Annotated in this window: 13 protein-coding genes; 5 read left to right on the top strand and 8 right to left on the bottom strand. The window is 64.2% G+C overall.

Going from position 1 to position 15128, the window contains the following annotated elements; all coding sequences use genetic code 11:
* Window positions 1–96 precede the first annotated feature (96 nt).
* From FOY51_RS08120 to FOY51_RS08110, 3 genes are all read left to right on the top strand, one after another.
* Window positions 97–684 carry a peroxiredoxin gene (locus FOY51_RS08120; protein WP_149429709.1) on the top strand — a complete coding sequence of 196 codons (588 nt, stop codon included), beginning with the start codon at window positions 97–99 and terminating at the stop codon, window positions 682–684.
* Between the two features lie 4 nt (window positions 685–688).
* A complete protein-coding gene (gene ahpD / locus FOY51_RS08115; RefSeq protein ID WP_149429708.1) occupies window positions 689–1216 on the top strand; it encodes an alkylhydroperoxidase, AhpD family in 528 nt (175 codons plus the stop codon).
* 82 nt (window positions 1217–1298) lie between these two features.
* Window positions 1299–1979 (top strand): PhzF family phenazine biosynthesis protein, encoded by a 681-nt coding sequence (locus FOY51_RS08110; RefSeq protein ID WP_149429707.1) that lies wholly within the window; start codon window positions 1299–1301, stop codon window positions 1977–1979.
* Here the strand turns inward: FOY51_RS08110 and FOY51_RS08105 are convergent.
* Genes FOY51_RS08105 through FOY51_RS08085 form a run of 5 tightly spaced genes read right to left on the bottom strand, consistent with a single transcriptional unit; the run spans window position 1976 to window position 7311 of the window.
* Window positions 1976–2869 (bottom strand): hypothetical protein, encoded by an 894-nt coding sequence (locus tag FOY51_RS08105; RefSeq protein WP_149429706.1) that lies wholly within the window; start codon window positions 2867–2869, stop codon window positions 1976–1978. The two genes, FOY51_RS08110 and FOY51_RS08105, sit on opposite strands and share 4 nt — an antisense overlap.
* Window positions 2866–3747, bottom strand: coding sequence for a 3-hydroxyacyl-CoA dehydrogenase NAD-binding domain-containing protein (locus tag FOY51_RS08100; RefSeq protein ID WP_149429705.1), 882 nt, complete (start codon window positions 3745–3747; stop codon window positions 2866–2868). The genes FOY51_RS08105 and FOY51_RS08100 overlap by 4 nt, the downstream gene beginning before the upstream one ends.
* Window positions 3748–3756: 9 nt before the next feature.
* A complete protein-coding gene (locus tag FOY51_RS08095) occupies window positions 3757–4887 on the bottom strand; it encodes an acyl-CoA dehydrogenase family protein (protein WP_149429704.1) in 1131 nt (376 codons plus the stop codon).
* 34 nt (window positions 4888–4921) lie between these two features.
* Window positions 4922–6106 carry an acyl-CoA dehydrogenase family protein gene (locus tag FOY51_RS08090; RefSeq protein ID WP_149429703.1) on the bottom strand — a complete coding sequence of 395 codons (1185 nt, stop codon included), beginning with the start codon at window positions 6104–6106 and terminating at the stop codon, window positions 4922–4924.
* Window positions 6107–6132: 26 nt separating this feature from the next.
* Window positions 6133–7311 (bottom strand): CaiB/BaiF CoA transferase family protein, encoded by a 1179-nt coding sequence (locus tag FOY51_RS08085; protein WP_149429702.1) that lies wholly within the window; start codon window positions 7309–7311, stop codon window positions 6133–6135.
* 122 nt (window positions 7312–7433) lie between these two features.
* Here FOY51_RS08085 and FOY51_RS08080 point away from each other — a divergent pair, with 122 nt between their 5' ends.
* The gene (locus FOY51_RS08080) at window positions 7434–8312 is read left to right on the top strand and encodes a LysR family transcriptional regulator (RefSeq protein ID WP_149429701.1); all 879 of its coding nucleotides are present in this window, start codon (window positions 7434–7436) and stop codon (window positions 8310–8312) included.
* Window positions 8313–8315: 3 nt separating this feature from the next.
* On the opposite strand, the gene FOY51_RS08075 is transcribed toward FOY51_RS08080, so the two are convergent.
* Entirely contained in the window at window positions 8316–9509 is a 1194-nt protein-coding gene (locus FOY51_RS08075) for an aminotransferase family protein (RefSeq protein ID WP_371830423.1), read from the bottom strand.
* Window positions 9510–9622: 113 nt separating this feature from the next.
* A complete protein-coding gene (locus tag FOY51_RS08070; RefSeq protein ID WP_235916194.1) occupies window positions 9623–10570 on the bottom strand; it encodes a PIG-L family deacetylase in 948 nt (315 codons plus the stop codon).
* A gap of 68 nt (window positions 10571–10638) precedes the next feature.
* On the opposite strand from FOY51_RS08070, the gene hrpA reads away from it, so the two are divergent.
* Complete coding sequence (gene hrpA / locus FOY51_RS08065; protein ID WP_149429700.1) at window positions 10639–14559, top strand: ATP-dependent RNA helicase HrpA; 3921 nt, start codon at window positions 10639–10641, stop codon at window positions 14557–14559.
* Here the strand turns inward: hrpA and nrdR are convergent.
* Window positions 14546–15010 carry a transcriptional regulator NrdR gene (gene nrdR / locus FOY51_RS08060; protein ID WP_149430030.1) on the bottom strand — a complete coding sequence of 155 codons (465 nt, stop codon included), beginning with the start codon at window positions 15008–15010 and terminating at the stop codon, window positions 14546–14548. The genes hrpA and nrdR overlap by 14 nt on opposite strands.
* Window positions 15011–15128 lie beyond the last annotated feature (118 nt).

The raw sequence follows: 15128 nt of genomic DNA, 5'->3' as shown, positions 1-15128 counted from the left end.
GCTTATAAGTGTAGTGCTACTTATCACCTTTACCTCTGATAACGATGTCGGCAGGATAGAAATTACTGACCGCGCAACCGACTTCGGAGGAATTACATGGCCCTGCTGACCATCGGCGACCAATTTCCGGCATACAACCTCACCGGCGTGATCGGTGGCGATCTGTCGAAGGTCGACGCACAGCAGCCCGACGACTACTTCACCACCATCACCAGCGACGACCATGCGGGCAAGTGGCGCATCGTCTTCTTCTGGCCCAAGGACTTCACCTTCGTCTGCCCCACCGAGATCGCCGCGTTCGGCAAGCTGAACGAGGAGTTCGAGGATCGTGACGCGCAGGTTCTCGGCGCATCGGTCGACAACGAGTTCGTGCACTTCCAGTGGCGCGCACAGCACGACGACCTCAAGACCCTCCCCTTCCCGATCCTGTCGGATCTCAAGCGTGAACTCGCCACTGCCGCAGGTGTTCTGAACGCCGACGGCGTCGCCGATCGCGCCACGTTCATCGTCGACCCGAACAACGAGGTCCAGTTCGTCTCCGTCACCGCCGGTTCCGTCGGCCGCAACGTCGACGAGGTGCTGCGCGTGCTCGACGCACTGCAGTCCGACGAGTTGTGCGCCTGCAACTGGCGCAAGGGCGATCCGACGATCAATGCGGGCGAGCTCCTGACGGCGAGCGTCTGAGCGTATGAGCATCGACAGTCTCAAGGGTTCGCTGCCCGAGTACGCCAAGGACCTCAAGCTCAACCTGAGCTCCATCGCGCGCTCGACGGTGCTGACCGAGCAGCAATTGTGGGGCACCCTGCTCGCTACCGCGGCCGCCACCAAGTCGGCGACCACGCTGAAAGAGATCGCCGAAGACGCGGGCGACACACTGTCTGCCGAGGCCTACAACGCCGCCCTCGGTGCCGCGTCGATCATGGGCATGAACAACGTCTTCTACCGCGGTAAAGGTTTTCTCGGCGGCAAGTACGACGACCTGCGCGCAGGCTTGCGCATGCAGATCATCGGCAATTCGGGTGTGCCCAAAGCGGATTTCGAGCTATGGTCATTCGCCGTGTCGTCGATCAACGGCTGCCAACATTGTCTCGAAGCGCACGAGCACACCTTGCGTGAAGAGGGCGTCGGCCGCGAGGCGATCTTCGAATCGCTGCGCGTCGCAGCCATAGTCGCCGGGGTAGCACAGGCTGTGCAGAACACCGAAGCGCTCGCCTAGTTTCATTGTCGAGCCGAGGGTCCGCTCACTACTGTTTTCGGTGGTGAGTGGGCCCCTGACTCGCGTTCGGTAGCCTGCTGTCATGAGTATCGACGTAGCTGTTGTCCGTGTATTCACCGACGCTGCAGGCGAGTTCGGCAACGAGTTGGGCATTGTCGACGCGGCGGCCGTTCCCGAATCGGATCGGCAAGCCCTGACCGCTCAGCTTGGGTTCAGCGAAACCATATTCGTCGGACCGGTCGTCGATGGCACTGCACCCGCGCAGATCTTCACTCCTGCAGTCGAGTTGCCGTTCGCCGGTCATCCGACGGTTGGGCTGGCGTGGTGGCTGGCCGATCGCGGTACACCCGCCGACACTCTGGCAGTTCCGGCGGGCGCAGTTCTGGTGACCACTGTCGATGGGGTTACCTTCGCCCGTGGCCGCGCCGACTGGTCACCACACTTCGACTTCCACGATCTACCCGACGCCGACGCCGTGAACGCTCTCGACCCGGCGTCGTTCCACGAGGGCCATCACTACGCGTGGGCGTGGCTGGACGAGAGTGCCGGCTCCATCAGGTCGCGAATGTTCGCACCTGCCATGGGTGTTGCCGAGGACGAGGCCACCGGCTCGGCAGCGGTGCGCATCACCGATCGACTACAACGCAGCCTGACTGTTCATCAAGGGCAAGGCTCGACGATCACGACCCAGTACAACGCCGACGGCTGGATACACGTCGGCGGCCGGGTGGTTCCCGACCGCAGGTTCGTGGTGGATTTCTAGAAGTCAGCCAGAGCGATACCGGTGAGGCCGGGGCCGAGTTCGGCAATCAACTCCGTTGTGCCGTCTTCGACATCGACCGACCTAACGGCACCGTGGAGGTCGGTGACATAGTAGGTGCGCTCGTCCGCACTTGCCAGCGCGATGGTCTCGCGAAAGCCCCGGGCGACGATCTCCGGCGTGCCGACCTCCGGCAGCACCCGCGCCCTGTTGAGAGTGTTGCCGTCCGGCTCGGCTCCGCGGTCGGTCCACATCAAAACCGAACCGCCCGCTGCCAATTCGAGGTCGATCGGTTCCGGAAGACCGGACCACAACGTCTCGATGTCGGAACGGTTCGCCGCCGTCTCCCCTGCCGGGATCTCCAGTCCTGCACGGAAAATGCGACCCTCCCCTGCCTTCGGTGCACCCTTCTGCGTCCAGTAGAGGAATCCGTTCGCGGTGTCGATCGCGATGCCGACACACTGATTCCTGATCTCGTGCGCCGCGTCGTCGCCTTCTGCCACGACTACCAGAGGTTCGAGGTCCGACCCGTCCAGGTTGCACCGCAACACCTGCATGCCTTCCCGGTCGCACCAGTAGAGCGTGGCGTTGTCGAAGTCTGCCGTCAGTTGTTTGCCGGTGGTGAAACTCCCCATGGGAAGGATGGTTCGGCGCTCGGAGCCGTCGAGGTTCATTCGCTCGAGCGATCCGTTGCGCGTGAAGTACTCGTGTCTTCGCGATGAATCGGGTGTTCCCATGTTCGTCCAATAGAGTTGGCCGCGAACGTGATCGACGACGATGCCGTCCGGCACATCAGGCAAGTCCTCGACGATCGGACGAATCCGAGAGCCGTCGGTCCCGAGGGCGAGAATGGCCTTGCTGCCTGGGTGCAGTACCAGCAGTTGCTCTGTCATCGTTTCGCCTCCGACTTCTGCTGAACGGCAACCGCGTCGAGGATCCGACGCGTGAGCCGATCTCGCCGTTGTGCGCGCACTCGATACGCCTCTGGACCGGTGCCGTAGGCGGTCTCGACCTGATCGAAGACTACGTCCATCCGACTTCGATCCGGTGATCCGAGCGGAAACGTCATCTGCGAACCGACGTTTGCCGCGAGGTGGCGGATGCCGTCGGGCCCGCCGCCGAGGTGACCGCCCTCGAACGGTCCGACCGTCGCCCATCGCAACCCGAGCGAATTCTTCATCACCGTGTCGAGGCCCGCCGGGTCGACGATGCCTTGCTGCACCAGGTAGTAGGCCTCGTCGTTGAGTGCCTTTTGCAACCGGTTGCCGACGAACCCACGGATCTCCCTCTTCAGTCGCACCGGAGTGTGATCGAGCGATGAGTAGACGTCGAATGCGATATCCATTGTGGCGGCAGAGGTTTCCGGTCCGGGCACCAACTCGACCAGCGGCATCAGCGCAGGCGGGTTGAACGGATGCCCGATCAGCACCCGGTCGGCAGCGGCGTTGCCCTCGGCGATGGCGCTCGGCAACAGCGACGAGGACGACGACGCGAGGATCGCCGACGCCGGTGCTGCCTCAGCGATCGCGGCGAACACCTCGCGCTTGAGTTCGATGCGCTCCGGGCCGTTCTCCTGCACGAAGTCGGCGTGCGCGACAGCGTCCTCGACGCTGCCCGACAGACGAATGTCGCGCTCCCCCAAGCTTGCACCGACGACGTCGGCCAGATCGGTCCGCGGATCGGAGATCACAACGTCCCACCCGTGGTCGTGGAACAGTTCGGCCCACGACAGTCCGATGACGCCTGCGCCGATGATTGCAACAGTGGACATGAGTTCCTCCTATGCGGCACTGGGAGTGGTGGTTGCGGTCGGGCGAGCGAGCGCCCGCCGCCGTGCTGCAGCAACACCGCCGAACGCCTGCGTGATTCCGGTGAGTCGGGCAGCGACATGGCTGACAGGCGACTCGAATGTCATCCCGATGCCGCCGTGCAACTGAACGATCTCTTCGGCGACCAGACGGGCTGCGCCCGCGACAAAGGCGAAGGCGTCGTCGGCGACGGATTCGATCTCGACCGTCGAATCGGTATCGAACTCTTCGGCCTTGGCCGTGGCCCACAATGCCATCGAGCGCGCCAGTTCGATCTCGGCGTACAGGTCGGCAGCCCGGTGGGTCAACGCCTGGAATGTCGACAGCGGCACGCCGAACTGCTTGCGCGAGCGGAGGTACTCCACCGTCTGCGCCAGTCCCGTCTCCATCAACCCGATGGCTTCCCCGGTCAGAGCGATGCGCGCCTTGGCAATCGACACGTCGAAGGCCTGCCGCGCATCCGGACCCGTGGCGACGACGGTGGCCGGGGTGGCAGCGAAGGTGACATCCGAGGCGTGAGACCAATCGGTGGTCCGCCCGTCGACGCGAGTGATGCCGTCCGCATCGCTGTCCACCAGGTACAGCCCGAACACGCCATCGACATCGACAGCCGTGACAACGAGCAGCCGCGCGTTGTCGGCATGGTGCACTGGCGATTTCACGCCGGTCACCGTGGTGATGCCGCTCTCGGTGCGAGCCTCGACGGTCGGTGCACCGTCCCAGGCGCGCTTCGGCTCGGCGTGCGCGACCGCGATGACAGCCTCACCCTCGGCCACGGATGCGAGCCGCTCCGGGGCGCCTGCATCGGCAAGGACCCACGCAGGTAAGAACACTCCGTCGAGCAACGGCTCCACGGCTGCGAACTGTCCCAGTGATTCCATCGCCACGTAGACATCGGTGGCACCGCCCCCGACGCCCCCGGACTCTTCGGCAATGTTCAACGCCGTGATGCCGACCTCGGCGAGTTCAGTGAATACCTCTGCACTCCAGCCGAGTTCGGATGCGGCGGCGGCGGCGCGAAAACCGGGCACGTACTTGCCTGCCAAGACGGATGTGACGCTCTGCGCGAGCAACTTCTGTTCGCTGTTGGGTTCGAGATTCATGGTGCTACCTCTTTCGAGAAGTGTGTGGTGGCCCTCAGAGGCCAAGGATCGTCTTCGCGATGACGCCGCGCTGAATCTCGTTGGAGCCGCCGAAGATCGACAGCTTGCGCAGGTTCAGGTATTGCTCGGCCGCGACGTTGTCGGCTAGATCGGTATGCAGAGCGGTGCCCGCGCCGTTGCTACCGCCGATCAGAACCGAGTCGGATGCGCCTGCCTCGAGCCGAATTGCGGAGAGTTCCTGGAGCAGTCGGGTGCCCGCCAGCTTGAGCAGCGACGAGACAGGGCTGGCCTTCCCACGTTCGGATGCTCCGGTGACGCGGAGTTGGGTTGCCTCCAGTGCGAGCAGCCGCAACTTGACCGTGTGCATGCGCGTGCGGAACTCGTTGTCCTGCAACAGCGTGCCGTCGACCAACTCGGTCTGCGCTGCTCGCTCGACCAGATCGGCGAACAGCCGCTGGCTGGTACCGACCTGCGCGATGCTGTTGCGCTCGTTGCCCAGCAGGAACTTTGCGTACGTCCAGCCCTGGTTCTCTTCGCCGATCAGGTTCTCGACGGGGACGACGACGTTGTCGAAGAAGAACTCGTTGACCTCGGATCCGCCGTCGACCAGTTTGATCGGTCGCCGCTCGATACCGGGAGTCGTCAGATCCAACACCAGGAACGAGATGCCGCGCTGCTTGCGGTCGGCCTTGGGGTCGGTGCGAGCAAGCAGGAACATCCAGTCACCGTGTTGGCCGAGGGTGGTCCACGTCTTCTGTCCGTTGATCACGTAGTGGTCGCCGTCGCGGATCGCGGTGGTCTTCAAGCCGGCCAGGTCCGATCCTGCTTCGGGTTCCGAAAAGCCCTGGGACCACCAGATATCGAGGTTGGCCGTGGCCGGAAGGAATTTTGCCTTCTGCTCGTCGTTGCCGAATTCGGCGATGATCGGCCCGACCATGCTGACGTTGAACGCGAGCGGCTGCGGAACCGCGGCGCGCTGCATTTCCGACGAGTAGATGTGCGATTGCGTCGGAGTCCAGCCGCGGCCACCCCATTCGGCGGGCCAGTGCGGCACGGCGAGACCGTGCTCGTTCAGAATCCGTTGCGTCGCAACGATGTCGTCGCGGGTGGTCTCGCCGAGCGCGGAACGCTCGCGGATTCCTGCATCGATCTTGTCGTAGAACACGGTGCGCAACTCGTCGCGGAACGCGAGGTCTGCGTCGCTGTAGTCGAGGTTCATGGTCTTTCTCCTTGAGGTGAGTTGGGTCAGACTGACGCGCGCAATGACGCCAGCACGTCCGCCGTGCTTTGTCCCGGTTGTTCGGCCTGCCGACGGACGGACACCGGAGTCGCCGAGAACTGCATAGGGTTGGCCAGCACCCGAATTCGACCTTCGGTCGGGTGATCCACCTCGGTGATGAGGTTCAATTCGCGGACATAGTCGGAATCCGGCAAGTCTGCGATGTCGACCACAACGCCGTACGGCATGTCGTTGGCGGTGAGGTAGTCCTCCCATTGCGCCGCCGTCTTGGTCTCGGAGTTCGCGAGCACCTTGGCGATGCCGTCGTAGAACACCGTCCGGTCGAGGACGGGCTCGTCCCACACCGGATCTGCGGCGTCCTCGTCGAGGCCGGCTCCGACAAGCAACTTCCTGACGTCGCGGTAGGTATAGGGAACGGCCGCAATGGCTTTGCCGTCGCTTGTGCGCATGGCAGCGTGGACGTCGGCGAAACTCAGCGGATTTCCGACATCACCTTCTCGCGGAACGTAGACGTCGCCCGCCATGTGTTCGACCATGTTGACGGCGATCATCGCGTCCGCCATTGCCAACGACACTTCCTGCCCCGCACCGGTTTTCTGCTGGTGGAACAGCGCGGCAAGAATGCCGTTGAGAAGATAGAGGGCCGCAGTCTTGTCGGCGATGAACGTCGGCATGAACTGCAGCGAGCCGCTCGCCCGCCGCTGCATGTCCACCAGTCCGGTGACGGCCTGGATGACCTCGTCGTAGGCGGGGCGCGCGCTTTGGCTCGACTTCGTGTTGAAGCCTTGGGCGTGCGCGTAGATCAGATGCGGAAACTGCTCGCGAATCTGTTGGTAACCGATACCGAGTCGATCGAGGGCCTGAGCGCGCATGTTGGTGACGAGGACGTCAGCGTCGGCCAGCAGCTCCATCAGCGCGGCTTTGCCGTCGGCATCCTTGAGGTTCAGTGTGACGCTGCGCTTGTTGCGGTTCACCTGCAGGAAGAGTGGACCCATTCCGTCGTGACGGCCCAGGCCGGCGGGCGAGTGGCGCGCGGTATCGAACGGCGGCTCGACTCGAACGACGTCGGCGCCGAAGTCGCCGAGGATCTGCGTCGCGTAGGGGCCCATCACCACGGTCGAGATGTCGACGACGCGCACTCCCTCCAGTGGGCCGGTTGCCGCCGCTGTCGGGTCGGATTGCATGACTCCCCTTTCGTCGTGTCCTTGTGACTACAACGCTAGGTAGTTAGCTGCCCTAAGGGAATGACCGTTTCTGTTGTCCCAGTATGTCGCAGCCGATAACACCGAGGGGTAGCGTCGAGAAGGTGGACATCCGACACCTGCGGTACTTTCTCGCGGTGGCGCGCGAGCTCAACTTCACTCGCGCCGCACAATCGCTGCACATGTCGGTGCCACCACTGAGTCAGCGCATCAAAGCTCTGGAGAAATCGTTGGGGACCGAACTCTTCGATCGGTCGACGCATCACACGCGACTGACCGCGGCGGGTGAATCGTTGGTTCCGTTGGCCGCGGGCGTCGTTGCGGATTTCGACGCGATCCCGCACCTGATGCGCGCGGGAAATCGCCGCGAGACCGTCAGGCTCGCGATCCCTGACGTGCTCAATCCGCATCATCGAGAAACTTTGTCACAGGCCATGTCTGCGCTGAACAACCGCTACTCGTTCGAGTTACGCCAGATCCCGTCGCTCGACATGGAATCGGAACTGCTCGATCGTTCGGTGGACTTGGCGATCTCCCACGTCGGCACAACGCACCCGGACCTGAGTACCGTCGTCCTCTATTCCGAGCCGATGGGAGTACTCGTCGACGCGCGCACGTTTCCCGATCGCACCGAACTCACCACCGCCGATCTGCGCGGCATGCGCTACGCACGCGGTCCGCGACACTGGGATCTGCGGCCCGCCGACATCGGCAGGCGACTCGCCGATCACGGCGTAGACCTGAGCGACGACGGTCTTCGCTTCTCCGACATATCAGGGATGCTGATGCTGCTCCGCACCGGGCGGACGTTCGCCATCACCCCACTGGAGTCCGAAGCGGTGCGCATGGTCGATCCCGACGAGGTTGCCGTTCTGCCCGTGAGCGACCTGGACTTCGGCCTGACCACCTATCTGGTGCGCAAGACCGCCGATCGATGGCTCGACCCGGTAGCCACCTATCTTCGGGACGCGCGGTCGACCTAAGGGTCAGCCGAGGGCTGCCCGCACGGCCGCAGCCATCTCGGCGACCTGGTCGTCGGTCATGACGAAGGATGGCGAGAACTGCATGGCGCCGACGCCCGCAGCCCGACCGGACACCCCGTGCTCACGCAAGGTCTTGACGAACGGCAGCGCTTCGGCCGGGTCCGCGAGCTGGACTGCGGCAACCGCACCGATACCACTGCGCACCTCCTGCACCCGAGGATGATCGGCGAGGGGCGAAAGATGCTGGTGCAGCGATGCTTCCAGCCGCTTCGACTCGACGAGCAGGTTCTCGCGCTCCAGAATGTCGAGGCTGGCCATGGCTGCAGCGGCCGCTCCGGCATGACCGCCGTACGTGTACCCGTGTCGCCACCACACGCCGCCCGCGAAGAAGGGTTCCGCGATCTGCGGGGCGATGAAGACCGCGCCCATCGGCACGTATCCGGAGGTCAGGCCTTTGGCTGTCGTCATCAGGTCGGGTTGCAGATCGAAACGGGTGGATGCGAACCAGTCGCCGCCGATACGGCCGAACCCGGTCACCACTTCGTCTGCCACGAACAGGATTTCGTGATCGCGACAGATCTGGCGCACCTCTGCGAGGTATCCCTCCGGTGGCAGGTAGATGCCGCCTGCACCGATGATCGGCTCGGCGAAGAATGCAGCGATGTTCTCGGCGCCGATCTCCTCGATCAGTTCGAGCAAGCTCTTCGCGTTGTCCCATTCGATCGTGCGAGCGTCGGCCATCAGCTCGCCGTAGTTCTCGCGGTTCGGCGCGATACCGGCCAATGCCGTTCCCGCGACGTGCATTCCGTGGTAGGCCTTCTGGCGCCCGACCACGATCCGCTTGTCCGGCCGACCGACCTCGTGCCAGTATCTGCGCACCAGTTTGGTGGCGGTGTCGATCGAGTCCGAGCCGCCGGAGGTGAAGAAGATCTTGCTACCGGGAACCGGCGCGATCGCGGCAAGGCGCTCGGCGAGCTCGGCTGTGATCTTCGGGGCGAAATCACCGAAGTTCGAGTAATGCGCGACCTGAGACAGCTGTGCTGCGACGGCGTCGGCGATCTCTTGACGGCCATGCCCGACGTTCGCGAACCAGAGCCCGGCCGTCGCATCGATGTACTTGTTGCCCGACGCATCCCAGATGTAGGCGCCCTCACCACGCTCGACGAGGAAGGCGCCGTTGCTCTCGACGCTGCCCATATCCGCAAATCCGTGCCACAGTGAACCCACGCCCAGCCCTCGCTCTCGCGTATGTCGTCTCCCGGCGTCGCCGCCGTACGGCCCCAACCGTATAGCGACTGTCCCTGCAGAGCTCAGCGTGCCTCGGCGATGCCTGCGAACATGTCCGTTTCCGGTATCGATGTGGCGACTCGGGAACGGGCGAGCTCGAACTTCTCGGCGGGCCACAGCTTGCGGCGCCACTGCATGGGCACAGTGAAGAAGATCCCGTTCGGATCGACTTGGGAAGCATGTGCGCGCAGCGCCTCGTCGCGTTGCTCGAGGTAGTCGGCGCAGGTCACGTACGTCGTCACTCGACGCGCTCGCGGTGTCCACCTGCCGAGCGCCCTGAGCGTCGGCGCGAAGATCGGATGGTCGAACTGCCGCGGCCACGGCCGCTCGGGCGACGGCGGGCGGGGCTGCGGCTCCGCGACTCGTCGATCGCCACCGAAGCGGCGCAAATGCCGCCCAACCCGGTCGGCGATCTCGAGCACGGGCAGGGTTACCCGAACGGGTTCGTGGAAGTAGTACAGCTTGGATACGGTCCAGGCAGTGCCTGCGTTCGGATACGCGGACGGATCGCCGGACGTCTCGTACGCGGCGACGGTGACCTCGTTGCAGCGCATGTGATCGAGATGGGGGTAGCCGCCGAATTCGTCGTACGTGAGCACCACATGGGGACGAAATTCGCGAATCACCTCGACCAGCCGCTCGGTCGAATCCGATACCGGCACCGTCGCGAAGCATCCCTCCGGCGGGTTGGAGCGGGCCGCTCCGAGCTCCATGCCGGAGTCGGGATAGCCGAGCCACCGGTGCTCGACTCCCAGATGCTGTGCTGCCAACGCCATCTCAGCTCGCCGCAGTTCGACGATCGTCGTATCGCCGCCCACCCCGGTCATCGCGGGGTTGAGGATTTCGCCACGCTCACCGTTGGTGGCCGTCACCACCAATACGTCGTGGCCTTCGGCGGCGTACCTGGCCAGTGTTGCTGCACCCTTGCGCGATTCGTCGTCGGGATGCGCGTGCACCGCCATCAGTCGCATGAACGCACACTTTACGGAAATCGGGTGCAAGAACTCGGTGGACTGAGTTCGATAGGCTCTTTGTCAGCATGTCCACTACATCCCTCGACGGCCATAGCAGCAAAAAAGAACTCCGGGAGCGCCTGGCCGACCTCAGCATCCGTGACGAGAACCGCCTCCGACGGCGGCTCGACAGTGCCCGCACGCCGCACGCAATCGCCTCGGTGACAGCCGAGATTGCCGCAGGCGAAATGCGAATTGCCAATCGTCGCAACGCTGTTCCCACTATTCGCTATCCCGAGGCGCTGCCGGTCACGGCGCGGCGAGGCGACATTGCCGAGGCAATCGCTGCCCATCAGGTGGTGATCGTTGCCGGTGAGACCGGCTCGGGTAAGACGACACAGATCCCCAAGATCTGCCTGGAACTCGGTCGCGGTATTCGCGGCACCATCGGGCACACGCAGCCTCGCCGTCTCGCCGCACGCACAGTCGCGGAGCGCATCGCCGAAGAACTCGACACCGAGCTGGGCGACGTTGTCGGCTACACGGTTCGCTTCACAGACCGGGCGTCGGAGAACACCCTGGTCAAGCTGATGACCGACGGCATTCTGCTCGCCGAAATCCAGCGTGATCGCCTACTGCGTCGCTACGACACGATCATCATCGACGAGGCCCACGAACGCAGCCTCAACATCGACTTTCTGCTCGGCTACCTGCAGCAGCTACTCCCCCGGCGCCCCGATCTCAAGGTGATCATCACGTCGGCGACCATCGATCCAGAGCTGTTCGCCCGACACTTCGCGCGCAACGGTGTGCTCGCACCGATCGTCGAGGTATCCGGCCGGTCGTATCCGGTGGAGATGCGCTATCGGCCGCTCTCCGTAGAGGTTGGAGATCAGATCATCGACCGCGATCCCGTCGATGCGGTGTGTGAAGCGGTGCAGGAACTGACCGGTGAAGGTGACGGCGACATCTTGGTCTTCCTCTCCGGTGAGCGGGAGATCCGCGATACCGCCGATGCGCTGAACGATCTCAGGCTCTCTCGCACCGAGATCGTTCCGCTCTTCGCACGACTCTCCGCAGCCGAGCAACACCGGGTCTTCACCGCGCACACCGGCCGTCGGGTTGTGCTGTCCACCAACGTCGCCGAAACCTCGCTGACTGTCCCCGGTATCCGCTACGTGGTAGACCCTGGCACCGCACGCATCTCGCGGTACTCGGTGCGGACCAAAGTGCAGCGGCTGCCGATCGAGCCGATCTCGCAGGCATCCGCGCGCCAGCGAGCAGGCCGTTGCGGGCGTGTCGCTGACGGCATCTGCATCCGGTTGTATTCGGAGGAGGACTTCGACGCCCGCCCGGTATTCACCGAGCCCGAAATTCTGCGCACCAACCTGGCGGCTGTCGTGTTGCAGATGACGTCGCTGGGATTGGGTGAGATCGAGAACTTTCCGTTCCTCGAGCCGCCGGACAAGCGCAGTATCCGGGACGGTATCGCCTTGCTCGAAGAGTTGGGTGCGATCTCCACGGGCACAACGCATCCCGAGCTGACGCCGACTGGGCGCGAACTTGCTCAGCTGCCACTCGATCCTCGGATGGCCCGCATGCTCGCCGAGGCCAACAGGGCTGGGTGCCTGCGCGAGGCGTTGATCATCGTCGCCGCCCTGTCGATTCAAGACGTTCGCGAACGTCCCGCTGACCACCAGCAGGCGGCCGACGCCAAACATGCACGCTTCGCCGTCGAGAACTCGGACTTCCTGTCGTATCTGAAGTTGTGGGATTACCTCCGCGAGCAGCGAAACGAGCTCTCCTCCAACCAGTTCCGCAAGATGTGTCGCACCGAGTTCTTGCACTGGCTTCGAATCCGAGAGTGGCAGGACCTGCACGGCCAATTGAGGCAGATCACCCGCGGACTGAACTGGGAGCAGAACCAGGAACCGGCGGGCGAGAACGCGGTGCATCAGGCGCTGCTGGCCGGTTTGCTGTCGCACATCGGACTTCGGGAGGCCGAGACCCGCGAATTTCTCGGAGCACGCGGCGCCAAGTTCGCCGTCTTCCCCGGCTCGACGCTGTTCAAGAAGCCGCCGCGGTGGGTGATGGCCGCCGAACTGGTGGAAACCACCCGCCTGTGGGGCCGCATGGCCGCCCGAATCGAACCCGAGTGGGCCGAGAAGCTCGCGCCGCATCTGGTGAAACGCACGTACTCCGAACCACATTGGTCCAGCAAGCGCGGCGCCGCGATGGCCTACGAGCGGGTGACGCTCTACGGCGTTCCATTGGTCGCCAAACGCGCCGTGAACTTCGCGACCATCGATGCGGAGATCTCCCGCGAACTGTTCATCCGGCACGCGCTGGTACAGGGCGAATGGCAGACCCAACACGAATTCTTCCGCCGAAACCGAGCATTGCTCGACGACATGGAGGAACTCGAGCATCGGGCTCGACGCCGCGACATCGTGGTCGACGACGCCGCATTGTTCGAGTTCTACGACGAGCGCGTCCCCGCGGAAGCGGTCACGGCCCGCCATTTCGACACCTGGTGGCGCAAGACCCGCCGACGTCAGCCGACCTTGCTCGACTTCACGCCGGAAACGGTGGTCAACGACGACGCGGCAACCGTTTTGGGTGGCGACTATCCGGACGCCTGGCGGCAGGGCGAAATCCAGTTCCCACTGACGTATCAATTCGAGCCAGGTACCGCCGACGACGGCGTGACAGCTCGCATCCCGGTCGCGCAACTCGCACTGATTCGACCGGTCGGATTCGACTGGCTGGTCCCCGGCATGCGCGAAGAATTGGTGGTGGCGCTGATCAAGACGCTGCCGAAGCAGTTGCGACGCACCGTGGTTCCGGCACCCGATTTCGCACGAGCCGCCCTGGCGGCTGTCACCCCGCGCTCCGAACCGCTGGTCACCGCGATGGCGCGGGAGCTGTCTCGGTTGGGATCCACGCAGATCGGTCCAGGGGACTTCGCCGTCACCGCGTTGCCCGATCACCTCCGTATGACGTTCGCCGCGCTCGATACGACGGGTACCGTGCTCGCGAAGGACAAGAGCCTTGCGCAGCTTCGCACCACCCTCGCGCCACGTGTTGCCGCCGCGGTCGCCGAGGCGACGTCGGCAGCCGAGCGACCCGCCGCCACGGTCTGGACCTCGGAATCGCTCGGTTCGCTCGAGCCCACCGTCAGCCGCACCATCGGCGGGCAGCGAGTGACGGGCTATCCCGCGTTGGTCACCGAAACCGGAGGTGTCGCGGTACGTGTGCTCAGTACAGCGCGCGAACAAGCCGAGGCCATGCGGGCCGGCACCCGAGCGTTGCTGCTGCGCACGATTCCGACCGCAACCAAATCGGTCACGGCAGGACTGACCACCGCACAGCGACTTACGTTGAGCCAGAACCCGTACGGTTCCGTGGACGCCTTGATCGACGACTGCCGGATCTGCGCCGTCGACGAGTCGATCTCCGCCGCAGGTGGTCCGGTACGTAGCCCGGAGCAGTTCGATGCGCTTGTCGCGGCCGTCCGCCCACAGGTGAACGATCGTGTAGCACAGCTGATTCGGTCGGTCCTGCCGATCTTCACCCAAGCGACCGCGCTCGAAGGACGGCTCGGCGCAGTCGACCGAGTCGGCGGGGCGACCGCGGACGTAGCCGACGATGTTCGCAATCAGCTCGACAACCTGGTGTTCGCAGGCTTCGTGTCCGAGTTCGGATCTGTCCGGTTGCGCGAGATTCCCCGTTACCTTGCCGGCGGCATCACCCGACTGGATGCGTTGCCTGCCAGCGCTGCTCGCGATCGACAGGGTATGGATGTCCTCGATCGTGTCTATGTCCGCTACGAGCGCCTCTTGGACTCACTGCCGGAGGAGCGGCGCGGCGCGGCGCACGTCGTGGAGATCTCGTGGCTGATCGAAGAACTACGGGTGAGCTTATTTGCGCAAAAGCTCGGTACGCCACAACCCATTTCGGAAAAGAGAATCGAGAAGGCGATCGCTGCGGCAGCTACTCCGCGCTGACCTCGGCCTGATGTTCGCGGAGCTCCTGAATCTCGCGTGCGAAATCGTCTGCCGAACTGAACGAGCGGTAGACCGACGCGAAGCGTAGGTACGCGACCTCGTCGAGATCGCGCAGCGGACCGAGGATGGCCAATCCGACCTCGTTACTGGGGATTTCGGCAGATCCCGACGCGCGGACCGTCTCTTCCACCTGTTGGGCCAGCAGATTCAATGCGTCGTTGTCCACCTGACGACCCTGGCAGGCACGACGGACGCCACGGACCACTTTGTCCCGGCTGAACGGCTCGGTGACACCACTGCGCTTGACCACGGCGAGCACCGCAGTTTCGACCGTCGTGAACCGACGACCGCATTCTGGGCAGGACCGACGGCGTCGGATTGCATTGCCTTCTTCGGCTTCTCGCGAATCGACGACGCGGGAGTCGGGGTGTCGACAGAACGGGCAGTGCATTGCGAATCCTCCGTCGATGCCGAGGAGTTCGCGACCGATCGCTACCGCAGGCGACCCGACGGTGCCGGATTCGCAGAGACGCGATGCGATGTCGATGCGACCACTCGGCGTGATGTAA

Source organism: Antrihabitans cavernicola (assembly GCF_008297975.1).
In the GTDB taxonomy this organism is placed as follows: Bacteria; Actinomycetota; Actinomycetes; order Mycobacteriales; family Mycobacteriaceae; genus Antrihabitans; species Antrihabitans cavernicola.
The sequence above is the reverse complement of the archived record's forward strand: the minus strand, read 5'-3'. Positions and strand labels throughout refer to the sequence as shown.